24 protein-coding genes are annotated in these 23,242 nt (G+C 42.4%); 2 read left to right on the forward strand and 22 right to left on the reverse strand.

Annotation, left to right across the window (positions count from 1 at the left end; all coding sequences use genetic code 11):
* Positions 1 to 4: 4 nt before the first annotated feature.
* From ACQY73_RS22955 to ACQY73_RS23025, 15 genes are all read right to left on the reverse strand, one after another.
* Positions 5 to 376, reverse strand: coding sequence for a helix-turn-helix domain-containing protein (locus ACQY73_RS22955; RefSeq protein WP_428655402.1), 372 nt, complete (start codon positions 374 to 376; stop codon positions 5 to 7).
* A 71-nt stretch (positions 377 to 447) separates the two neighbouring features.
* The gene (locus tag ACQY73_RS22960) at positions 448 to 624 is read right to left on the reverse strand and encodes a hypothetical protein (RefSeq protein ID WP_428655404.1); all 177 of its coding nucleotides are present in this window, start codon (positions 622 to 624) and stop codon (positions 448 to 450) included.
* 189 nt (positions 625 to 813) lie between these two features.
* Positions 814 to 2,208, reverse strand: coding sequence for an NADH-quinone oxidoreductase subunit N (locus ACQY73_RS22965; RefSeq protein WP_428655406.1), 1,395 nt, complete (start codon positions 2,206 to 2,208; stop codon positions 814 to 816).
* A 96-nt stretch (positions 2,209 to 2,304) separates the two neighbouring features.
* On the reverse strand, positions 2,305 to 3,759 hold the full coding sequence (locus ACQY73_RS22970) for a complex I subunit 4 family protein (protein ID WP_428655409.1): 1,455 nt from the start codon (positions 3,757 to 3,759) through the stop codon (positions 2,305 to 2,307).
* A 20-nt stretch (positions 3,760 to 3,779) separates the two neighbouring features.
* Positions 3,780 to 5,690 carry an NADH-quinone oxidoreductase subunit L gene (nuoL, locus tag ACQY73_RS22975; RefSeq protein ID WP_428655411.1) on the reverse strand — a complete coding sequence of 637 codons (1,911 nt, stop codon included), beginning with the start codon at positions 5,688 to 5,690 and terminating at the stop codon, positions 3,780 to 3,782.
* Positions 5,691 to 5,755: 65 nt separating this feature from the next.
* Positions 5,756 to 6,100, reverse strand: coding sequence for an NADH-quinone oxidoreductase subunit NuoK (gene nuoK / locus ACQY73_RS22980; RefSeq protein ID WP_428655413.1), 345 nt, complete (start codon positions 6,098 to 6,100; stop codon positions 5,756 to 5,758).
* Positions 6,101 to 6,236: 136 nt separating this feature from the next.
* Positions 6,237 to 7,100 (reverse strand): class I SAM-dependent methyltransferase, encoded by an 864-nt coding sequence (locus ACQY73_RS22985; RefSeq protein WP_428655415.1) that lies wholly within the window; start codon positions 7,098 to 7,100, stop codon positions 6,237 to 6,239.
* A 72-nt stretch (positions 7,101 to 7,172) separates the two neighbouring features.
* Positions 7,173 to 8,012, reverse strand: coding sequence for a class I SAM-dependent methyltransferase (locus ACQY73_RS22990; protein WP_428655417.1), 840 nt, complete (start codon positions 8,010 to 8,012; stop codon positions 7,173 to 7,175).
* Between the two features lie 85 nt (positions 8,013 to 8,097).
* Positions 8,098 to 9,639: a murein biosynthesis integral membrane protein MurJ gene (murJ, locus tag ACQY73_RS22995; RefSeq protein ID WP_428655419.1), complete on the reverse strand. Its 1,542-nt coding sequence runs from the start codon at positions 9,637 to 9,639 to the stop codon at positions 8,098 to 8,100.
* Positions 9,640 to 9,654: 15 nt separating this feature from the next.
* A complete protein-coding gene (locus ACQY73_RS23000) occupies positions 9,655 to 11,337 on the reverse strand; it encodes a hypothetical protein (protein ID WP_428655421.1) in 1,683 nt (560 codons plus the stop codon).
* An 8-nt stretch (positions 11,338 to 11,345) separates the two neighbouring features.
* Positions 11,346 to 11,819, reverse strand: coding sequence for a KdsC family phosphatase (locus ACQY73_RS23005; RefSeq protein WP_428655423.1), 474 nt, complete (start codon positions 11,817 to 11,819; stop codon positions 11,346 to 11,348).
* A 15-nt stretch (positions 11,820 to 11,834) separates the two neighbouring features.
* Entirely contained in the window at positions 11,835 to 12,641 is an 807-nt protein-coding gene (locus ACQY73_RS23010; RefSeq protein WP_428655425.1) for an SDR family oxidoreductase, read from the reverse strand.
* Positions 12,642 to 12,644: 3 nt separating this feature from the next.
* Positions 12,645 to 13,610, reverse strand: a complete 966-nt coding sequence (locus tag ACQY73_RS23015) for a Gfo/Idh/MocA family protein (protein ID WP_428655427.1) — start codon at positions 13,608 to 13,610, stop codon at positions 12,645 to 12,647.
* Positions 13,607 to 14,359, reverse strand: a complete 753-nt coding sequence (locus tag ACQY73_RS23020) for a cytidylyltransferase domain-containing protein (RefSeq protein WP_428655429.1) — start codon at positions 14,357 to 14,359, stop codon at positions 13,607 to 13,609. The genes ACQY73_RS23015 and ACQY73_RS23020 overlap by 4 nt, the downstream gene beginning before the upstream one ends.
* Before the next feature lie 20 nt (positions 14,360 to 14,379).
* A complete protein-coding gene (locus tag ACQY73_RS23025) occupies positions 14,380 to 15,273 on the reverse strand; it encodes an N-acetylneuraminate synthase family protein (protein WP_428655431.1) in 894 nt (297 codons plus the stop codon).
* Positions 15,274 to 15,652: 379 nt separating this feature from the next.
* Here ACQY73_RS23025 and hemH point away from each other — a divergent pair, with 379 nt between their 5' ends.
* A complete protein-coding gene (gene hemH, locus ACQY73_RS23030) occupies positions 15,653 to 16,714 on the forward strand; it encodes a ferrochelatase (protein ID WP_428655433.1) in 1,062 nt (353 codons plus the stop codon).
* Positions 16,715 to 16,718: 4 nt separating this feature from the next.
* Here the strand turns inward: hemH and ACQY73_RS23035 are convergent, their stop codons facing one another.
* The 7 genes from ACQY73_RS23035 to ACQY73_RS23065 form a co-directional block, all read right to left on the reverse strand.
* On the reverse strand, positions 16,719 to 17,813 hold the full coding sequence (locus ACQY73_RS23035; protein ID WP_428655435.1) for a T9SS type A sorting domain-containing protein: 1,095 nt from the start codon (positions 17,811 to 17,813) through the stop codon (positions 16,719 to 16,721).
* A gap of 61 nt (positions 17,814 to 17,874) precedes the next feature.
* Positions 17,875 to 18,258, reverse strand: coding sequence for a VOC family protein (locus ACQY73_RS23040; protein ID WP_428655437.1), 384 nt, complete (start codon positions 18,256 to 18,258; stop codon positions 17,875 to 17,877).
* A gap of 22 nt (positions 18,259 to 18,280) precedes the next feature.
* Positions 18,281 to 18,430, reverse strand: a complete 150-nt coding sequence (locus tag ACQY73_RS23045; RefSeq protein ID WP_428655439.1) for a hypothetical protein — start codon at positions 18,428 to 18,430, stop codon at positions 18,281 to 18,283.
* 22 nt (positions 18,431 to 18,452) lie between these two features.
* Complete coding sequence (locus ACQY73_RS23050; protein WP_428655441.1) at positions 18,453 to 18,899, reverse strand: DUF6934 family protein; 447 nt, start codon at positions 18,897 to 18,899, stop codon at positions 18,453 to 18,455.
* A gap of 14 nt (positions 18,900 to 18,913) precedes the next feature.
* Positions 18,914 to 20,404 carry an Asp-tRNA(Asn)/Glu-tRNA(Gln) amidotransferase subunit GatB gene (gatB, locus tag ACQY73_RS23055; protein WP_428655444.1) on the reverse strand — a complete coding sequence of 497 codons (1,491 nt, stop codon included), beginning with the start codon at positions 20,402 to 20,404 and terminating at the stop codon, positions 18,914 to 18,916.
* Positions 20,401 to 20,898 carry a DUF6169 family protein gene (locus tag ACQY73_RS23060; protein WP_428655446.1) on the reverse strand — a complete coding sequence of 166 codons (498 nt, stop codon included), beginning with the start codon at positions 20,896 to 20,898 and terminating at the stop codon, positions 20,401 to 20,403. The genes gatB and ACQY73_RS23060 overlap by 4 nt, the downstream gene beginning before the upstream one ends.
* A gap of 9 nt (positions 20,899 to 20,907) precedes the next feature.
* On the reverse strand, positions 20,908 to 21,072 hold the full coding sequence (locus tag ACQY73_RS23065; protein WP_428655448.1) for a hypothetical protein: 165 nt from the start codon (positions 21,070 to 21,072) through the stop codon (positions 20,908 to 20,910).
* Positions 21,073 to 21,284: 212 nt separating this feature from the next.
* Between ACQY73_RS23065 and ACQY73_RS23070 the strand changes: the two genes are divergently transcribed.
* On the forward strand, positions 21,285 to 23,096 hold the full coding sequence (locus ACQY73_RS23070; RefSeq protein ID WP_428655450.1) for an acyl-CoA dehydrogenase family protein: 1,812 nt from the start codon (positions 21,285 to 21,287) through the stop codon (positions 23,094 to 23,096).
* The last annotated feature ends 146 nt before the right edge of the window (positions 23,097 to 23,242 follow it).

The raw sequence follows: 23,242 nt of genomic DNA on the forward strand, positions 1-23,242 counted from the left end.
TTAGTTAAAATCCTATTCGTTGCCGTTCCGGAACTGAAGAAGCACTTTCCTGAATTAGGTCAATGATCATTCTTCCCGCTAATTTTTCGCGCAGGTATTGATTTTCAATCCGTAGCTTCTCGTTTTCAATCCGCAACTTTTCTACTTCAAGGCGCTGTAATTCTTGGTGTATCCGGGTTTCTTCACCCATCAAAACAGCAATGGTCACATTCAGTGCTTCCGCAATCTGATAGAATCGAGAGAGCGACAGATCCGTTTTTCCTCGTTCGATGTCACCGTATGAAGTAGTGGAAATGCCTAATGAATCGGCCATGTTTTCCTGCGAAAGGCCACGCTCAAGGCGAAAGAGTCTTATTTTTTCAGCAATAGTTTTCATCTTGATCTGAAAACGACAAAAGCCACGCGAAGGTTCGCGTGGCTTTCATTTGTTGTACTCGTTGGGGCGAATTATTTCGCAGCAGCAGTATCAACAGCAGCTGTGTCAACAGCAGCAGTATCGATAGTCATAGCAGTATCAACAGCTACAGCAGTAGTATCAGTAGTAGCAGCTTCTTCAGTTTTACCGCCACAAGCTGCTAGAGTTACCATACCAGCTACGAACAAGAATGCAAATGCCTTTTTCATTATTTTGTGATGTTTTAAGGTTTCCTTGACAAAGGTAAATTCTTTTTTAATAATTACAATACTTTTCTTAAAAAAAAATTAAAAAATCCTTAAAAGAAAAAGTTTTTATAAAAAAAGTACAATAAATGCATTCAAATACCTCTTTTTTCTACAACTCTTGTTTAAAGTGGTTAGCTAAAAACTTAAAATTTATACCAATCCTTTTAAGAAATCAGGCATTAAACCGAAGACAAGCGTAATGATAGTAGTGGCAATTAAGACCAAACGGTAGAAAGGGGCAATTTTAATGGTCCCCAATTCTCCTTCACGCATATAGGTAGCAATGATGACTTTAAAGTAATAATATATCCCGACGGTCGACATCAAAATGGCAATGACCAACATCCACGTCAGACCGCGATCAGCGGCATTAGAGAATACAAAAAACTTACCCCAGAAACCCGCAGTGAGCGGTATCCCTGCCAGTGACAACATGGATACGGTCAATACAAAACCCAATAATGGGTTTTTCTTCCCTAATCCGTTGAAAGCCTCAAAGTTCTCGGCGTTTTCATTGGAGCGAACGCCTGTTTCCCGCGCTACGATCATTAATACACCAAAGGCGCTGATGGTTGCCACTGAATAAGCCAATGAATAAAACACAATGGCGCTTTGCGATTGATTGGTAAGTGCCGTCAGACTTAAAAGCAAGTAACCTGCGTGAGAAATGCTTGAATAAGCCATCATGCGCTTGAAGCTTTGCTGATACACTGCCGTAATATTTCCTGCTATCAGGGTCAAAATCGTAATGGCGGCAAGTGTGATCCACCAAAAACTGTAAATTCCTGCAAAGGAACCCGAAAGTAAACGATAGATAGCGGCAAATCCGGCCGTTTTTACAATCGTTGACATGAAGGTTGTAAAAATCGTAGGCGCGCCATCGTATACGTCAGGAGTCCAGAAATGGAAAGGTGCCGCAGATACTTTAAAAAGCATTCCGATCAATAACATTAACAGCCCGATATAAAGCATGGAAGAAGGCGTGTTGTTGAACTGAACGTAGGATTTCAACGCCGTAAGACTGAATGAACCTGTTGCGCCATAAAGCAAGGCCATTCCAAATAACATAATTCCCGTTGCAAAAGCCCCCATTAAAAAATACTTGAGTGCTGCTTCGTTGGAGCGGAGGTTCTTTTTGTCGCTTCCTGTTAAGACATACATTGAAACAGACAGAATTTCAACACCTACAAACAGCATGATGAGGTTTTCAAAACCGATCATCATTATTGCGCCAACCAATGAAAACAACATCAATGTATAATATTCGGCAGGTTGCGCCGACTCGTCGTCCACAAAACCGCGCGTAAGTGCTACGATCAAAAACGCGGATAAAATGACAATGCCCGAAAACGCCATAGTCATCTTGTTTTCGAACAGCATATTTTTAAAATACAGAGAAGGCGCATCGTTCCAATGGAGAAAATTGGCCACTAATACAATTGCCAGTACTAAAAGTGTGGCAGGAAGCAAAATGTTTTTTGATTTTTGGAAACCCAAAAACAAAACCACAAGGCCCAGTATAGAAAGAAGTACGATTGGAAGCATTTTAGTAATGTTTCAATTTTAGAATGTAATGTGGCAATTATAAATTACCGATATTAGTTGAGCGAACAAGCGTCATAATTATGACCTCCTTTCAGCTCAGTAATGAATCATTTGTAAAAGGTTGCTGACGGCCGGCTCGGTCAATTTCAGGAAAGAGTTAGGATATAGACCCATCCAAAAAACCATTACCACCAACGGAATCAACACAGCGCGCTCACTGGATGACAAATCAGCGAAGTGCTCAGTAAAGGATGATTTAGTACCAAACATCGATTTTTGAAACAGGCGAAGCATATAGACCGCTCCTAAAATAATAGTTGTTCCTGCTACTGCGCCCAGCCATATATTTGATTCATATACGCCTCTCAGCAATAAAAATTCGCCCACAAATCCATTCGTTAACGGTAAAGCTACGCTACCCAACATCAGGATCATGAAATAAACGGTCAGGTTGGGCGTGCGTTGGGTAATGCCGCCGAGCTGATCAAGATTGCGGGTTTTGGTTCTGGAAAAGATTATTTCTACGATAAAGAACAAACCCACTACGTTGATACCATGTGCAAGCATTTGGATCAAAGCGCCTTGTACACCACTTAATGTTTGCGAAAATACCCCTGCTGACATCAACCCTACGTGCGCAAATGACGAATAGGCAATGAGGCGTTTCATGTCGCGTTGCTGAATGGCAATGATAGAGCCATATACAATGCCAATGACCGATAAAACAATGGCGGTGGTTCCCCACGTTTGCAAACCTAAAGGTACGATGGGTAAAATGAAACGAATAACGCCATAAACCCCCATTTTAAGCATGATTCCCGCTAGTAGCATAGTAGCGGGCGTTGGAGATTCTGTATAGGTATCAGGCTGCCAGGTATGGAAAGGAAACACCGGCATTTTGATCGCAAAGGCAATGAAAAATGCCCAGAATATCCAACCTTGTTTTTGAGCATCCAATGCTAATTTATAAAAAGCGGAGATTTCAGAAGTGTGACCTTGGCTGCCGGTGGTTTGGTAATACAAATACACCAACGCAACCAACATGAACAAACTTCCGAAAATGGTATAAACGAAAAATTTGAACGTGACCTTGATCCGATTTTCACCACCCCAAACGGCCGCCAAAAAGTAAATGGGTATTAAAGCGGCTTCAAAGAACAGGTAAAACAAAAAGGCATCGGTAGCGGTAAAAACGCCCATCAGCGCTGATTGCATGAATAAGATCAAGGCGTAAAAAGCAGACGCATTTTTGTAAGGCTGACGAAATGTGGAAAGAATAATAAGGGGTGTCAAAAACGCCGTAAGCATTACCAACAACAGACTGATACCGTCTATCGCACCCGCAAACATAATTCCCGCCGATTTTATCCAAGGATAACTAAAACCAAACTGCTGGCTGGCATTTGACTGAAATTGGGTAAAAATAACGATTGCCAATACCAGCTCAACGACGGCTCCCGCCAGAGCAAGTTGTTTGGCGCTGTTGTTTTTTGTACTTAATGAAACTACACCCGCAATCAACGGAATGAGTATAAGGGAAAGTGTAAGCATCTATCTGTATCGTTTTACTTCTACTTCAATAAAAGATTCCAAGCCAAAATCACAAGTATACCAAGGACCATCGCAAACACGTAAAAGCCGGTTTCACCCGTTTGCAATAAACGCAGGCGTCCTGAAAGGAACTGTACCAAACGTCCTGTTCCGTTTACCACCAAATCAATCAGGAATTCACCAAAGCTATACAACGCATCAGAAAGTTTGCGCATTGGATTAACAAACACAGCGTCGTAGAGCTCGTCTACGTAGTACTTGTTTTGCAATACTTTGGGAAAGCCCGTTACGTCTTTATCGGCAGCAGGAACCACTTTTTTGCTCATGAACAAATTGTAAGCAAACAGGATAGACAGAACGGCCGCTCCTACGGATACACCCATCAGGATATATTCGGTTGAGTGTTCCAAATGTCCTTCAAACAAATCAGGATTGGCTTGTTTTGATAACTCAAACAACGGAGCCATAAAGTGCGCCAATGATTCACCGCCGCCCAATACATGAGGAATATTCATTAGCCCACCAACGGCCGATAAGACCGCCAGAACGATCAACGGAATGGTCATTGTAGCGGGAGATTCATGCAAGTGATGTTTTTGGTCGTGTGTACCTCTAAATTCTCCGAAGAATGTTACGAATAACAAACGGAACATGTAAAAGGCTGTCATCATTGAAGTAAACAGACCAATACCCCACATGATCTTATTGTGCTCGAATACGTGCGCCAAAATTTCGTCTTTAGAGAAGAACCCTGAAAGTGGGAAAATTCCCGAGATCGCCAAGGTTGCGATCAGGAAGGTCCAATAGGTAACCGGCAAATATTTACGCAAACCACCCATGTTGCGAATGTCCTGCTCGTCTGACATGGCGTGAATCACGCTTCCTGCACCTAAGAACAACAACGCTTTAAAAAATGCGTGTGTCATGACATGAAACATCGCTGACGTATAAGCTCCCACCCCCAGCGCCAGGAACATATATCCCAATTGGCTTACCGTTGAGTAAGCCAATACTTTTTTAATATCGTTTTGGTATAAACCAATGGAAGCCGCAACGACGGCGGTGAGCAAGCCGATGCCGCCCACTACACCGAGTGTAGCCGGAGCAAGCGAATACAACACGTTGGAACGGATCACCATGTAAATTCCCGCCGTTACCATCGTTGCAGCGTGGATCAGCGCAGATACAGGTGTCGGGCCTGCCATGGCATCCGGTAGCCAAGTATAAAGAGGTATCTGGGCTGATTTTCCCATTGCCCCTACAAAAAGCAACGCCGTAATGGTCACAATAACGGTGTCATTGATACTGAAACTGCCATTGGCGGCTTTGGCAAAAACGTCGAGGTATTCGACCGAACCAAAGGTTTGGATGATCATGAAAATACCCAACAAAAAGCCTAAATCCCCGATGCGGTTCATGATAAAGGCTTTGCGGGCAGCGTTGTTATAATTAGTGACTTTGTTCCAGAAACCGATCAATAAGTAGGAGCAAAGACCTACACCTTCCCAACCGATGAACATGATCACGTAGTTGGAGCCCATCACAAGCAGCAACATAAAGAACAAAAAGAGGTTTAGGAAAGCAAAAAATTTCCCAAAACCTTCGTCATGATGCATGTAGCCAACAGAATAAATATGGATCAACGATCCTACCCCGGTGACAACCATAAGCATCAGCAATGAAAGCTGATCTATCTGGAAAGCAAAAGGGATGGTCAATTGCCCAATAGAGATCCAGTCAAACAGTTTTACCACCTGCGGTTGGCCGTCAAATCCGGTCCACGCTAAAATAGAAATGGCAAAGGCTCCAAGCGCTGCTGCCGAACCGATAACACCCGCAAGGCTTTTAGGAACATGCCGAAATCCGATCCCATTGATAATAAATCCAATGAGAGGTAAAAGAGGTATAAAAATAAGTAAGGAGGAGTTCATAAATTGCTCAATTTGAGAATTTAAAAATTTGAAAATAACGTTTTATCTATCTCCAAATTTGAAAATTACCACTTCAACTTGTTCAAAAATCCAATATCAATAGTACGTGTGTTACGATAGATCATTACGATGATAGCCAGCCCAACGGCCACTTCAGCCGCCGCTACTGCCATGATAAAAAATACAAAAACCTGACCGGTAGGATCAGATTTGTAGGTAGAAAAAGCAATCAATAACAGGTTGACAGCATTGAGCATCAACTCAATACTCATAAAAATAATAAGGGCATTGCGTCGGGTCAATACCCCAACAATGCCGATGATAAACAACGTCGTTGCTAACAGAACGTAGTTTTGTAAGGGAATGGATTGAACAACGTCGGGAATTGACGGGGTAGCTAGTGGGAACATAGTGCAGTTAGGTCGAAAGAAGTCTTATGGTCAACGAGGATTTTCCAAAAACGTGGCAAATTTACTGAATAATCGTGGCTGCCCAAATCTGTGTATTAAAAACTAATCAAACTGCTCACCTTTATACTCAAATTTATTATCCCTTTTTACCGGCTATTACTCTGAGATTGCGCCGGTTGTTGCCATATACGTCCAGTTTAAATCCAATATCGTCTTTGTCTGACAATGAAATCGTCTCTGTTTTTTCGTCAAACATATTTCGAATTAATAATCCTGCGGTCTTTACAGGTCCTTTTTCCAGACTGTCTATCCAATGATACTTTTTGCCGGCAGTTTCTAAAAAAAGAATAGTTAAGCCATTTTCTTCAAGTACTTTTCGCAGCGTTTGAATGTCCCAAAGGCAAATATGAGGCGAATGCCTGCGTTCACATTGGAGATTAAAAACGTCAGAATTGGGCATTTCCCACACAAAAACACCCCTTGGAGTGAGCAAATCTTTACATTGTGATACAAATTGATGCGGATTTACGACGTGCTCAAAGACATGTGAGGTGATCAGGACATCTATTTTTCCGTTCAACTCACTGATATCGTCAATGCCTCCCAATTTAAAATCAAAATTTAGTGGTTTTAAAATCGCCTCGGTATGTGTATCGTACTCCACTCCGGTAAAGTGCGCCTTCGGAAAGTGTTGACTAAACCCATATAACAGATGCCCGTAGCCACAGCCCAAGTCACATACTGTTTGAGGGGCCGGGAGCTGTAAACTTTTGTATAATTTAGCCAAAGCCCGTCCTCGCGACACTGAAAAAAGATTGTCATTGGGAAAATTTTCAGGCGATACCCGATAAATATGCTCTCTATCGTACTGATTTTTATAATAGTCGGTCAGAGCATCGTTTGTAAAAGTTCGATTAATTTGATTTAACCCACAACGTTTGCATTTTACAAGGCGGCTATCACGAAAAATAGTATCATTTGCAACGGCCCTGTAAGCCATGAGGTCGTCAAATTCTGTATGTTTACAAAGGTGGCATTCCATAGCTCAGTGTCTTAGGGCAATGTAATAAATTTAAGAATATTTGCGAGAGGCTCCCATTACCCATCTTTTAAGTGTTTTTTGAAAATTACTTCCCAGCCATGCGTCAAATAGTTTATCTCTGATGCCTGTTGGAGGAACAGCAGGCGCTTTAGCAGTATCAGCCGATAAAACCAAATGAAAGCTGTGGCTCGCGGGTCCGCTGTATTTGGTGCCTCCGCGTACAAACTGTGTATTGAAAAAGTCAATAAAGGCAGGAAGATGGTAAAGACCTGACTCCTCAAAGCGGTTGATCCACCATTCTTTTGGCTTTACCGTCTGGTGTAAATTTACGCCATTGACTATATCATCTACCGTAGCAATACTCATGATCCAAAGCCCATGCTCGGCCAAATGCTTTTTAATGTATTTGGCTACGGCTTCTATTTTGTCTTCAGCAATGTGCTCCATCAATTCCCATGAGGTCACTAATTCAAACACTACCGGTTCTTTTTTGCCATTGGTTTCGATGGAAACAGTGTAGTTTTCGGTCACATCGCACGTAAAAAGATTGCTCGGACTGGTGGCCCACTCTGCACGTTTAAACTTTTTAGAGTAATCACTTCCTTCTAAACCTATTGCAAAACAGCCATCATCCAGACAATCTTTTACGAACCCCCCACCGGCGCATCCAATGTCTAATATCCTTAATGGCTTAGCGTAACTATAATAGATCTGATATATTTTTTCATTGAACCGGTAGTTTCTGCTGTTGTTGTTGGCAGTTCCCCAAGGCACTAAATGATCAGGAGAATCAAATGCGAGGGGTTTTTCTGCGTCAACGATAATGCGTGACAATTCGGTAAACTCAATGCTGGTAGCTGTAGCGGGCATTCAATAAAATTAGATTATGCTTGATTTTTTAATTTAAAGGCAAACGTTAAGTCTTTGATTTTTAGCGCTTGTAAATCAGCTTGGCTCATTTCATGCGGTTCAAAATCTTGTTACTGATAAGGTTAATATCGTGGACTTTAAGTAAAAGAGTACTCGCTATAAATACAATGCCCGCAATGGAAATAGATAAGAATCCCACAAAAAAACTCTTTATTTTATCGTAATCAAATACTTCTCCCCAATAATTGTTGAAACCCCATACGGCACCTGCCCCTGCCAATAATGCCAATGTGATTTTAATTATTTCTTTCAGTTCATAAAAACCGAAATAAACTCTTTTCCGGTACCATACAGTTAGAATGGGAACAAGGCACATGAGAAAACTATGCAGGAATACCTGAACCATCACTCCGTTAAAGCCTAACATACGAATAGTTGCATAGCCGATCAAAGCCGAAAAAACGTGTAAAGCACTCCAATAATAGTACAATAACTCAGGGCGCACGACACTGACGGCCAGTTTACGATAGATCATATAAGGTCCTGACCAGATCATGGAAAGGAAAAAGATGCACAGCAATTCATAAACGGCTGTTACGTCTTGGGCGTTGAACTTAGCGCCTCCCCATAACGTCCAAAGCAGGTATTTCCCGCCCGCCCAAAAGGGAAGTAGAATCATGAACCCGATAAAAAAGGAGAAGTTCAGATTTTTAGAAACAAAGGCTTTGATGGATTGTCCGTTGTTTTGATTGAGTAGGCGATTGATCTCATTGAAAAAAACCGTACTGACGGGTATCATAAATACACTGGCGACTTTCCCGTAAATTATTTCGGCATAACGGTAAATGGCAAAACTGCCGGGTGGCAGGAGTGATAAGGCAGCATTAAAGAGAAAGATATAAAGTTGGACACTTACCATATAGGTAGAAGTGGCCGATAGCGTCTTCGCCAGATCTCGCAGTGGGAAATAAGGATTCCGCAGTAGCCATGAATGCCGATAACCTATTTGTCGTAAATAATAAATAACCGTAAAAAACTGCGCTAAAACACTGATAACCAATCCCACTATTAGGCTCGTTACATTTTCTGAATTCCCCCAGACGGCCAAGATCAATACATTTGTAAGGAGTGAGACCGTATTCGTAAATTCTACTTTTCCGTATATATTTTCGGCATTGAGCAAGCCCTGAAACAAATTAGTGGCGATCTGAACAGGCATTAAAAATCCTGTAATGCAATAGATTTGCCAAATTCCCCATTTGGTTTCTTCCTTAAAACCGGGCACTAATAAGTTGATAATTCCCGTACCACCTGCAATAAACCCCAAGGTCAGCAACAATGCGATCCCCGTCATATAATTACAAAGGGTGGCAATGATCGACATGGCAGCGTTCTTGCCGGCCTCCTGTTTGGTCCGGTGATAGCGAGAGACAACGATCTCGATCAATTGCCCCGTATTGACAAAACGCGATACCGCAGTTCCTAACAAAGACGCCGCAAAAAACGCTTCGACTTTCGGAGATGTACCAAAGATGTACACCGTCAGCGTCGAAACAACTACGTTCAGAAAGATATTAAGCGTGTTTAGGCTAAACAGAACACCTATGTTTCGGTAATCAAGCGACAAAGCGGGGAGATGGGTTTATGGATTGACAGTAATAATGGAATTTGTAAGGTATAATGTAGGCTTATGGCCCGTTTGCAGCCATTCGATCCGGGCATTGAGCATCGAAATATGACAATCGAATACTTCCGCTTCCAGCCCTTTTTTAAAATAACGCCGCTCTTTCAGCATAGCAAGCCAATTGTTTCGAGTCGAAGAAGTTGGAAATACATAATGACGCGAACCTTGGCTTAGTACTGCGTAAAAAGCTTCTTTGGAAGAAGGTGGAAATTGGAATTGAGGTTCTTTCAGGAGCCAATAATTGCCACATACAGTTTTATCCACTTTCGTTTCTTCATTGCGTTCAAGTTGATGCATTGGTTTAAACTTCAGAAGGGCTGCGATTTTGAGCTGCTCTTTCAAGTCATACCGCAAAGGTACATTATACAATCCTGTTTGATGGGCTTTTAAGGCTGTTTTTCCAAAGCGCGGTGTTCCGTCTACTGTATAAACATCCAGTTGGTTGTGCAAAAAATTATAATAATCCGCTACGGTCATCCATTCGGTGGTGAGTCGTAAGCCAATATCTCTGAAATAACTTAATGCGGTAACCACTACTGCGATCGTCCACGGAACGAAAGAGATCCAACGGCTCACGCGGAAAGTAATAAATCGAAAACCCATCAGAAGACTAATGGCTACGGCTAAAGACGAATAATGCCGATAACGCCCTCCAATGATGATATTCATGCCCTTCTCGGCCCGGAACAGCGCTACTGAAAGTGCAGTCAGACAGATGAAAAGCATTAAGGATAACAAGATCAACGCTGTACGATCGTTGCTTTTTCTATAATTCCTCAACGTTAAAAAACTTACGGTAACCACGAGGCTGCCTGTCAATACTGCCATGATCTGCCCTCCGATTCCGCCAACGAGTGCGGCATACGACCCGATGAATGCCAAAAAATTCAAAGGAGCCATGACCGGATTACTGATCTCAAAAGTACCGGCAGCAGGATGTTGACTCATCACGTAAAAATACCCTGAACAACTGATGATTCCCGTAATGATCCACGTCAAATAGTGCCTCAGCGGTCTTTGATCCATAAATAAAACAAATACACCTACCGGCCAGATCATCATTCCATTCCCATTGCTGAACTGGGCTAAAATGGCCAATGGGATAGTCCAATGCCATTGTTTTGGGCGTGTTAAAATAAAGGTACAAAGCGTCACAGGAATCAAAACCCAAATATTGGACCACAGTGCCATGGCCCAAAAAGAAGTAGGTGAATACTGTGGATTAAGAAAGACCAACGCCACTAAAAAAAAATATACGGGCGAAAAACGCAAAGAAGGCCGAAACAGCGTATAGAGCAATCCCAATTGTAGAACCAATAAACTGTTGCCAACCAACAAAAGATGGCGAAAACTGATGTGCCCGGCCAGTGCATAATTTACCCAACCTGCTATTCTTGTCATGATGAGAATATGCTCACTGTGCGGCAAAAACAATGATTTGAACTTGCTCCAACCGTCGACTTTCCCGTAAGTTAGCAGGTACTCTAAAATGGCGTCGTAGTCATCAATATAAGGAACATCGACTGCATACAGGTTTAGGTAATAAAAATACCATCCCACGTAAAGTGAGATCAACAGAAGAAGCCAATAATAACCCGTAGTAGAAGATTTCTGTAAATACACAGGCGTAATGTTACACATTCATAAACTCATTGACCCAAAATTCGCTCCACAAATTCCCGCACGGCACCCTCGCCGCCTTTGGTTTCCAGCAGCATAATATTGGGAATATTTTTGACCGCCGCTCGCGCATTGGCAGGACAAGCGGGCAAACCGACTGCTTTTAACAGATCAAGGCAATTAATATCATCGCCGATATAAGCAACTTCGGCCATTGTAATGCCCATTTCTTTGCAAATCTGCTCTGCAACGGCCAACTTCCCGCCATCGCGTTTTCCCTGAAATAAATAATCGGCCTTGACCTTGGCTGCTCGACGCGCCACAATTTGGGTATTTTCGGAAGTAACGATGCCTGTTTTGATGCCGGCATTGCGGAGCAATTCAAACGCCATGCCGTCGTAGGTATGAAAGCGTTTGATTTCGTCGCCGCTTTCGGTATAATACATACTTCCGTCGGTTAAAACGCCGTCAACATCCGTCAGAAATAATTTAATAGCAGTCATGAAATAGTCTATTGATTACCAAGCCGTCCAGCCGCCGTCTACCATCAACACCGAACCGGTCATGTACGTAGATTCATCCGAAGCCAACAGCGTGAAAGGCCCGCGCAGTTCTTCACGGTTAGCCATTCGTTGAAGCGGCGACAGTTTGGCAAAATTGGTTAAGAATGCTTCGTCGTGATTATTGAAAATGCCGTGCGGTACCACCGCATTGCACCGGATGTTGTTTTTGGCGTAAAAAGTGGCGATGTATCGTGTAAAATTAGGAATAAATGATTTGGACGCGATGTAATCAATGGGTTTGTAATTTTGCGTTCCCTGCCCAAAATCATACAGATCCTGATTAGGCGCAACAACTGAATAGGTCGAAGCTACATTGATAATATTGCCGTATCGCTGCTCCAACATTTGACGACAAACAGCCTGAGTTACAATGATTGTACCCGTTAAATTTACATCCACCGAACGCCGCAACAGTTCAATGGGGTAATTTTCAAAGCGACTTTGATTTACCTGCGAAAGACCCGTTTTGTCAAATTTTGCATCAATTGCCGCATTGTTTACCAACACATCGATCGTTCCGAAATGCACAACGATTTTTGTGACCGCGTCTGCTACCTGTTGCTCATCGGTAATATCCATTTCAAGCACGATAAAATCAGTATCGGCAAAATGGGTATGCAGCCACGCTACGGTTTCCGGATCAATTCGAATATCGGTCCAAGCTACCCGCGCACCTTCGTTCATATAATGCGTGCAGATCTCTTTGCCGATCAGCCCAAAAGCGCCTGTGAATAAGATCGTTTTCCCTTTTAACTTTTGCATTGTTTAATTACACATTTTTAAAATAGCTTCCGATTCACGCAGATAACGATCGGTCAATGAGTTAGCGAAAGCCAATGTCGTATTTTTTAAAAAATCACGGGTTTGCTCTCGAAACATCTCATTGCGTTCAAAATGCTTTTCTTCGATGATTTCAACACCATTGGTAGTTTGAATAGTGATTTTATTTTGGAAATAGTCGAAGGTCACAAATGCATCGTCAAAAACCAAATCGTAGGTTCTTTTAGGGATCTTTTGGTAAAAATTCAGTTGAACAACACCGGTAATTCCGTTGCTGTACTCAAGCAAAAAAGATGCGCCGGATTCTACGTTTACCTCCAAATCAGAACGATAATTGAACGAACGTTGCCAATGTTGCGGCAATTCATCAACCAGCCAATTGACAATATCAAGATCATGGCTGAGCGTTAATGCTACGCCGCCGCCCAATTCGCGCTTTGCTGCATACGAAGCGCGATAATCTTCCCACGGATGCCAGTTGGGTAAATACTCGCCCCAATACGTACTGAATGACAATAGATTACCAAAACGTTTGTTAGAAATAATGGATTTCAGTTGCTGCATCAAAGGATGATAGCGCAACATATAGGCTACTTGGACTAAGCTATTTGTTTGAGCCGCCGCTACTTTCAATTCTTCAATTCTTTCGGTATTGGCCGCTAACGGTTTCTCGACCAAGACGTGAATTCCTCTTTTTACACAGTCAAGGGCTTGCGCAAGGTGTTGGGCAGTAGGTGTACAAATGATCGCTGCATACGGCTTGATACTATCCATCTCAGCAAAATCCGTGAAGCAATGAACGCTATCGTTCTGAACATTCCGTAAAGGCAACATTCGTTGGCGATACACATGAATAGTGTGATAGCCAAGCGATTGCAGCACTTCAATGTGTCGCTCACCGATGGAGCCTGCACCAATGACTAAGAGCGAAATTTGGGTAGAAAGGCTCAATCGTTTACGAAGTTGGTTTCAAATTTAACGCAATCCAAACGCTTCATTACCTCCTCTGCTTTGAGGAAACTGTTCATATCATCAATATCAATGGCGTAATCAAAAGGGAGAACGTACGGCAAAATTGGGTAACCGGACATTGATTTTTTTTCCAGAATAACAGATGGCCTGATCACATCAAGCGTTCCGATCTGCCAATACACGGGTGGTAATTTTTGGCGTGCTTCATTGTAAGGCTCCTTCAAGGTAGGATGTTGCAACAGCGGGCGCATAGAAGCTGTTTCTTCGTCGTACAACCACATTTTATAAGGCGTAATAGGCGCGCTTGTGATCATGCGCAAACTGTCAGCCTCGGGAGTAGCCAACATCCGCTGAATAGCATCTTCAATATGATGTATTGTGCGAATAGGAGAGGTGGGCCGTAATTGTACCACTAAGTCCGGGGTATAATTTTCATTGTCCAACAGCCATTGCAGCGCATGACCGAAGACATCAATATCAATACTTAGATCTTGGGCAAATTCGGCCGGACGCAGAAACGGAACTTCCGCTCCGTAGTGAGCGGCTACGGCAGCAATCTCTTCAGAGTCCGTTGAAATAATGGTTCGGGTAATGGATGGTGTATCAAGCGCGGCCTTTACACTGTAAGCCACGAGCGGATGCCCCGCCAACGGGAGCAGGTTTTTGTGGGGAAGGCCTTTGCTGCCGCCCCGTGCCTGAATGATTGCCAGTACGTTGGGTCGTGACAAAACGAAAAAAGGTTGAATGATTAAATGGTTTGGGCTTTGCGGTATTTGAGCTTGTTGCGTTGTTCGGCTTCAATGTCCAAAATCTCCTTGTTTTTATAGGTAAAAGCCTGTTGCATGTGGTGCAGGTCACGAACCAATTTTTGTAGGCCAGGTACTTCGAGCGAAGCGGCGTGGTCGGTGCCTTTCCATGTGCGGTCTTTGGTAAAATGGCGCTCGATCCACCGTGCGCCCAGCGTATAGGCAGCAATATCGACAGCGATACCTAGGTGGTGGCCCGAAAATCCTATTTCCTTGACCCGTTCGCCGTAGTTATCGTACAAACGATTGATCTCAAGCAAACAAATGTCTTTAAAAGGCACGGGATAACCTGAAGTGCAATTATAAAGAACGAGGCGATTTTTGGCTTGACCGGTTTCTTCAAAAAAGGCAACGATCTCTTCGATTTCGCTGAGAGTGGTCATGCCGGAAGAAATATGAATATCACCTTTGTAGCCATCCCGCAGTAGTTTCAACATTTCGTAATGGTTATTACACGCCGAAGGAACCTTGATAAAATCGGGTTTAAGACCAATGATCTCATGGGCCGAGGTCATGTCCCAGACCGAAGTGGCATAGCCGATGCCGATGGATTCGGCATAAGTTTTAAGATCAGCGTGTTGTTCCCACGTCAATTCCAGAAATTCGCGGTGTGCGCCGTAGGTATTTCCGTACGAATTATAGGGCGTAGGATGCGGAGAATTGTATTGCTCGTCCGTCAATAATTCACGGGCGTTGCGTTTTTGAAACTTGGCATAATCTGCCCCGCACTCTTTTGATAATCTGATCAATTCCTTCGCAATTTCAAAATCACCCATGTGGTTACAACCGATTTCGGAAATAACGAGAGGTTTATGGTAGTCAAAATTGAATCCCATGGATTGTATATTCTTGTTATAGTATCTTGCCGTTGGACTTAAATTCTCTACAAAGGTAATGGTTGGTTTGTAGTTTTAGCCTATTGCCGTTTTTCCTTATGATAGCATTTAATTCAAATCTCCATCCTACCTTTGCAAAATACTAATAAGGAGAGCGGAATTGGGCAGTTTGGGCATAAAGAAAGCCAACATTCTGAAAACTTTTTCTTCTGATTTAAGTTTTCAGAACGTATTGAAAACCCAACGCTGTATCGTTTTGGTATTGAAATTACAAGTGCCTAAAAGGGCGAACATGAACAAATAGTACAAAAAGATAATTGATTATCAGTAATTTGTAGAAAAAGTTAATGGCTTTTTCTCTTCGTATTCACCAAAAAAAATGACTTCAACTGTTTCTGAATCACTTCCGGTTATTCAAGCAAAGCCGGGAAAAACGGGCGTACTGATTGTTAATTTGGGAACTCCCGATAGTTATTCGGTCCCGGACGTCCGCAAATACCTGCGTCAATTTCTAATGGATGGACGCGTGATAGATATTCCTTTTCTCCAACGTTTTATGCTGGTGAATTTTATCATTGCGCCCTTTCGTGCCCCCAAATCAGCCAAAATTTATAAAGAGCTATGGTTGCCGGAAGGCTCTCCCTTGAAAATATACGGCGAAAGGGTCGAAAAATTGTTGCAGGATGAGCTTGGTGACGCGTATGTTGTTAAGCTGGCCATGCGTTATCAAAATCCCGCCATTGAAGTTGGACTGTTGGAATTCCAAAAAATGGGCTTGACCGATATTATTGTTGTGCCGTTCTTTCCGCAATATGCTTCTGCCTCAACGGGTTCTGTGTATGAAGAAGTAATGCGCATATTGACAAAATGGCAAGTAATGCCTGAACTTCGCTTTGTCAATCAATTTGTCAGACATCCAAAATTCATTGAAGGGTTTGTGCAGAATGCCAAAAAATACATGGCAACGCATGAATTCGATTATTTCCTGTTTAGTTATCATGGCTTGCCCGAACGCCAAATTACAAAAGGAGATGTGACCGGGCAAGTATGCCGATTCGGTGAATGTTGCGGTACACTCAACGCCATGAATCAGCATTGTTACCGCGCCCAATGCTTCGAAACGACGCGCTTATTGGTCAAGGCCCTGAATATTCCCGAAGGGAAATACATTACCAGTTTTCAGTCGCGCTTGGGCAAAAATCCTTGGGTAAAACCCTACACCGATGAAGTAATCAAAGAATTACCGGCAAAAGGAATTAAAAGCGTGTTGGCATTCTCTCCCGCTTTTGTGGCCGATTGCCTCGAAACAACCATCGAAGTAGGCGAAGAATACAAAGAAATATTTGAACAGGCGGGCGGCAAACATTGGCAGCTCGTTGAAAGCCTCAATGATAGCCCGATTTGGATAGAAACATTGGTGGATTTGGTAAAAAAAGCGTAGAAGACTATTCTTTAATGAATTTTTTCGTTGCGATCTTTTCGCCAATTGTTCGAATAAAATAAACGCCGCTTGGCAAATGTTTGACCTCAAAGTCGTGAGTGTGCAGCAGGAATCTTTCGTTTTCCCGGTGCTCATCCACGACTTTTCCATTGCTATCAACAAGCTGAAAAATCACTTTGACAGATTTTAGGCTGTGGTAATGCGCCTTGATTACGTTGCGAGCAGGAGAAGGAAATACTTGCAGTTCATCCTTTTGACTTGTTTCTATGGCTGTAATCGTACCATTATTGGCGTATTCAAATGGAGGAATAATCACAAGATCACCACCTTTATCTTCTACGTTTACCGTTACCTCCCGTTGCGTTTCGCTGATGCGGACTCCATCACGCCATTCTTCAACGATAATGACAAAAGCATACGTCCCTACTTGGGTTGGGGCATTCCAAGTGAGGGTTCCTGTAGCAGCATTGATACTGAATGTGCCCTCTTTTGTTATTTCATTGGGATATTTAAAATCTCTGATTCCTTCACGCGTACAATTGTTCGATACGCCTTGATTACTAACGCCCAAGCGATAAACCAAACTGTCGCCCTCAGTATCAACAGCATTTACATTGTAGTTGAAAATTTGTTTCAAACTTGCCGTTTGCGTGCCAACGGCCGCATTGAAAACAGGAGTTGCATTAACAATATTGGCCGCAAACGTAGTTTGAATATAAAAGGAAGTATTTACAGAGCTAAAATTAACAAAATTTCCACCACGATTTTCAATAGCTAATGAAACGGTATAAGTGCCCGGGGCGGCATAGGTAAAATTGGCATAATATGTATTTAGTGATACTCCGGAACTTACTTTTCTTCTGGTCGCTCGCGTCATGACAAGCGTTTGATTTCCTTCGCCTACACAAATTGTTATTTGACTTTGTGCATCGGCAGCCGAAGCACCATTTATGTCGTCCATGTACAAATTTACCGAGATTTCATACGTCAGGCCCTGCGTATTGAGGCGTTTAGTGCGGATCTCACCGCCAAGAAGGTGCGTAGCGTAAGCCGATTGAAGCAGGCTAAAAAAAATAACGAAAGTAGATAGATTTTTCATGGTGCAGTCGTGAGATATACAACCTAAACGACTGACCATCAAAAGTTAGTATTTTTTGCCCTTAACTCTTTAGTGGTGGTTGCCAAAGCTCAATTTTGGTGCCGTCGGGGTCTAAAATCCAGCCGAATTTACCGAATTCGGTATCCTGCGGTTCTTCAAGTATATCAATGCCTTCGATGCGTAATTGATCTAAAAGGGCATAGAGGTCTTCTACAATAAAATTGATCATGAAAGGCTGTGTGCCGGGAGCGAGGTATGTGGTATCTTCGCGGAAAGGACTCCATACCTGATAAGCATCCAGCTTGGATTCTTCCAATTGCTTGGGAAAAAACTGGGTGCCCCATTCCTCAGCGGCAATACCCAAATGTGTTTTATACCATTCTCGAAGCGCAACGGGATCTTTGGATTTAAAAAATATCCCTCCTAAGCCTATTACTTTTTTCATGAGAAAGCGCGTTTTTTTTAGCTTACTTTTTGCTGATAGCCTTTAAATCAATATCTCTGAATATTTTTTTTATTTCAGATTGCTTATACTGAACTGCCTCTTCCAAATTTGCAAACTGTCCTGATTTATGAGGCGCTTTTTTTGATTTAGCTATTTTTACTACAGTTTCCATCTGATAAATGAGCGTTTTTGCTTTAAATAGTTAAAGATACAATATAACCCGAATAGTTCCCATTTGTATCGAAGGGTTCAAGCCCTCTCTCTTCTGACAGTCCCATTACTGCAAATTTAAGCGTTGTCTCTCTAAGAAGTTTACCAATCACAATTCTGTATAAACGGGTACGTTCTTGTGTACTACCGGTGAAAATAATCTTACTGTTCGGATAAGCAGCAAAAAAATCGAAAATTGTGTGTAATACGGTAGACAATATTTTAATCATATCCTTATTACGACTTTCCGTATAAATATCTAATTGTCCACCTTCCAATACTTCAAATAGAGAAAGGCTATATAGATTTGGAGACTCTTCTAAACTTGAATATACAATTTTCTTTTTTGAAATTCTGCTTGAACCATAACTCTCAAATTCAAAAATCAATACATCTTCTGATTTTTTGTAGGGATATACCGGTTGATCCATTCTTATAATCCCTTCTATGCCCCGAGTTTCTTGCCTAACAACTGATTAACTACTTTGGGGTCGGCACTGCCTTTTGATTTCTTCATTACTTCGCCCACAAACAACCCCATCAATCCTTTTTTACCTTTTTTAAACTCCTGAACTTTGTCGGGCATGGAAGCCAATACTTCATCTACAATGCCTTCGAGCGCGTCAGCGTTGCTGTTTTGCAGCCAATTATTTTGCTTGGCCACTTCCAACGGGTCTTGGGTCGGATCTTCAAGTAAAATTGGCAACAATTTCTGCGAAGCCGTGGTATGACTTACCTGATTGCTTTCTACCAATTTAATGACTTCGGCCAACTGTGCGGGCGAAAGCGGAAATTGATCGGCCACCGCATCCGGATTTTCGTTAAGATATGTTTTGACAGGTCCCAATACCCAATTGGCAGCTGCTTGGTAATTTCCTGCGACAGCGCCTAAATTTTCGAAGTATAAAGCTACATCTTTTGTATCTGTTAATGTAGTCGCGTGTCCTGCAGAAAGCCTGTATTTTGTGGTAAATTTCTCAAACAATTGGCGAGGCAATGGCGGCATTTCACCCTGAATTTTTGCCATCCATTCGTCAGAAATAAATACAGGTGCCAGATCAGGTTCCGGAAAATAACGATAGTCGTTCATGGTTTCTTTCACCCGCATTCCCAATGTTTCTCCCGTTTCAGGGTCAAACATGCGCGTTTCCTGTAAGATAATTTCGCCGTTTTCGACCATTGTCACTTGTCGACGGAATTCCGTTTCAACGGCCTTCATCACATTGCGGATAGAGTTCATATTTTTGACCTCCACTTTTGTCCCCAGAGGCAATGTGCCTTTAGGACGAACTGAAACGTTTAAGTCACACCGCAATGAACCTTCTTCCATATTGCCGTCGCAAATATCAATAAAGCGAACCAATTGCCGAATGGCCGTTAAAAAAGCACCCGCTTCCTCACCGGAGCCGATGCATGGATCAGTCACCATTTCAATCAGTGGTGTGCCGGCGCGATTATAATCCAGCAATGTATCAGCCAATGCACCATCATGAACTGATTTTCCGGCATCTTCTTCCAAATGGATATGGTGGATCTGCACCGTTTTTTCAACCGTTTTTCCACTTTTATCTTTAAACGACACAGGAATTTGCCCGCCCACGCAGATCGGAAATTTATCCTGCGAAAGCTGATACCCTTTGGGTAGGTCAGGATAGAAATAATTCTTACGGTCAAAAATCGTATTTCGTGTAATGGCACAACCACACGCTAAGCCCATACGTACGGCGTATTCAACCGCTTTTTTATTCAATTTCGGCAAGGTTCCGGGATGCGCCAACGTAATCACGCTGATGTTTGTATTGGGTTCACTACCGAATTGATTGGCATCGGCGGCAAAAATTTTGGTGTTGGTCTGTAATTGGCAATGTACTTCCAGGCCAATCACAATCTCGTATTTGGCAAGTACTTCGGGCGATAGGGTGAGTGTTTCAGTCATTTATCTTCAGAGTAGCCTCCCGTCACTTTACGGAAAGCGTCAATAATTTCAACAAAATAAGGGTTCTCAATGTGTAAAATCAAAGCGTTCAAGTACACTAAATCAGAATAGTCCGCAATAGTTGTATTTACTTTGACAAATTGTCCATGTTTAAATTCTTCAAACCAAGCCCCAAACTTACGAGATCGGGCTTGATGGCGGGCGTCAGCTGTATCACAGATATAGACAATTATTCGTCGTTTATCATTAAAGAAATGATAGAATATTTCCGCGATGGTACGTTTGACTTTTTTATCGAATGGTACCAAATTATCAGAACCATTTTCTAAAACCTTGATTACTGACTCGTAAACATTCTCTGCAAAAGGAAAAGTTGGGTCAAAAAGATAAGGGGTTGGTCGGAAGCTTAATTCATAAATTATACCATTACTTGTCTTGAAAAAGTAGTAAGTATATTCTGCAACTTCAGAGTAGAACGTATAATATTGAGGCATAATGCAATCTTACATAGTGCGAAGCTGTTTCACTAATTCACGGATTTTAGGATTATTCAAAACATCTTCGTCCATTTTTTTCTCAAGCTCTCGTTTACTCTCCAATAATTTCTTTGCCCAAGCTATTGCCCGCTCACGACGAAGCTGCTCCTCGGTTTTTTGTACTGTTTCCATCGTCATTGGATTTTTTACAAAGATAATGATTATTAGACGTTACATAGCGGATTTTGAATACCGGACGCTTGACAATGGTTCTTTAATTAAAAAAGCCAATCTATTTTGAACATGATTTGAGTAATAAAATTTTTTAATAGTATGCTTGCATACTATTTTTGTTTCTTCTAATTTTGTATGCAAGCAGAACAATACTAAAATTCCTAATGACCATGACAACTGTAGAAAATCGTGCCGGTATTAAAGGAGGAGAATTCCTGATCAAAGACACTGATGCTTCTCAAGTATTTATTCCTGAAGAGTTTACCGAAGAGCAATTGATGATCGCTCAGTCGTGCCGGGACTTTTTAGCCACCGAAATCTGGCCGCGCGTAGAAGAAATCGACAAAGCTAAATCACCCGAATTAATGTCTTCACTGATGGACAAAGCCGGCGAATTGGGCCTTTTAGGAACGGCTGTTCCGGAAGAATATGGTGGTTTTGGAATGAGTTTTAATACTTCGATGCTCGTAGCCGAAGCAACGGGTGCAGGTAATTCATTTTCGGTAGCACTGTCGGCTCACACCGGGATCGGAACATTGCCTATTCTATATTACGGAAACGAAAGTCAAAAATCACAATACCTGCCTAAACTTGCTTCCGGTGAGTGGAAAGCCGCTTACTGCCTTACTGAACCTGATTCAGGTTCAGATGCCAATTCAGGAAAAACGAAAGCGGTATTGAGTGAAGATGGCAAAAGCTACATCCTGAATGGGCAAAAAATGTGGATAACTAACGGCGGTTTCGCTGATGTGTTCATTGTTTTTGCGAAAATTGATGAGGGTGGAAAAACAGATAAAAACCTTACGGCCTTTATCGTGGAAAAAACCTACGGGGGCATTACCATGAACGAGCCCGAACATAAAATGGGTATCAAAGGCTCCGATACACGCCAAATCTTCTTCAATGATTGCCACGTGCCCGCTGAAAACATGCTTTCTGACCGTGGAAACGGTTTTAAGATTGCCGTTAATATTCTAAACATCGGTCGTATCAAATTGGCCGTTGCCGCCGTGGGTGGAGCGAAACAGGTTGTTACACAGGCGATTCAATACGCTAACGAACGCAAACAATTTGGCATTGCTATCAGCACGTTTGGGGCTATCAAGCACAAACTGGGTGAAATGGCCATAAAATTATATGCTTCCGAATCTGCTTCTTACCGTGCAGGTCAGAACATTGATGATGCTATTGCTGACTTAAAAGAAAAAGGCCTGACCGATGCTGAAGCAAAATTGAAAGCCTTGGAGCAATTTGCCATTGAATGCGCCATGATGAAAGTACATGGTTCTGAAGTGCTTGATTATGTAGTGGATGAAGGTGTGCAGGTATATGGTGGAATGGGTTTTTCGGCCGATGCTCCTATGGATCGCGCCTACCGTGACGCACGTATCAACCGAATTTTTGAAGGTACCAATGAGATCAATCGCATGCTGACGGTAGATATGTTGCTCAAACGTGCCATGAAAGGTGAAATAGACCTGATGGGACCGGCGATGGCGGTAGGCAAAGAAATCATGTCTATTCCTGATTTTAGCCTTACGGAAGATGAAACGCCGTTTGCCGCCGAAAAGAAAGTGATCAAAAACCTGAAAAAAGCAGCTTTGATGGTAGCGGGTGCGGCAGTGCAGAAGTTTATGATGAAACTGTCGGATGAGCAGGAAATCCTGATGAATGTGGCCGATATGGCGATAGAGATCTACGCTGCTGAATCGGCTCTCTTACGTACCGAAAAACTGATCGGAATCAAAGGCGAAGCGGCTTGTGCGTTACAAAAAGATATGGCTATGTGCTACCTGCACGAAGCCGTAGAAAAAATCACCGGCGCCGGGAAAGCTGCCATTATGGGTTTTGCCGAAGGAGACGAATTGCGCGTCATGCTGATGGGATTGAAACGTTTCACCAAAATCGAGCCCATGAACACTAAAAATGCCCGTCGTCGTGTTGCAGATGCGATGATTGCAGAAAATAAATATGTTTTTTAAGTATTCCGAAAATCACAGTTGGCTCGCCGCCGGATGAAATTTCGGTCGGCGAGTCTATTGGAAAAATACATCAAAACTTATTATATTGTAAGAGATAAAGGCCGTATAATAAGTAAAGCGTAAAGAAGCCGTCTGTTGTTTGGCAG

It is taken from the genome of Runella sp. (genome assembly GCF_965279615.1).
Taxonomy (GTDB): Bacteria; Bacteroidota; Bacteroidia; order Cytophagales; family Spirosomataceae; genus Runella.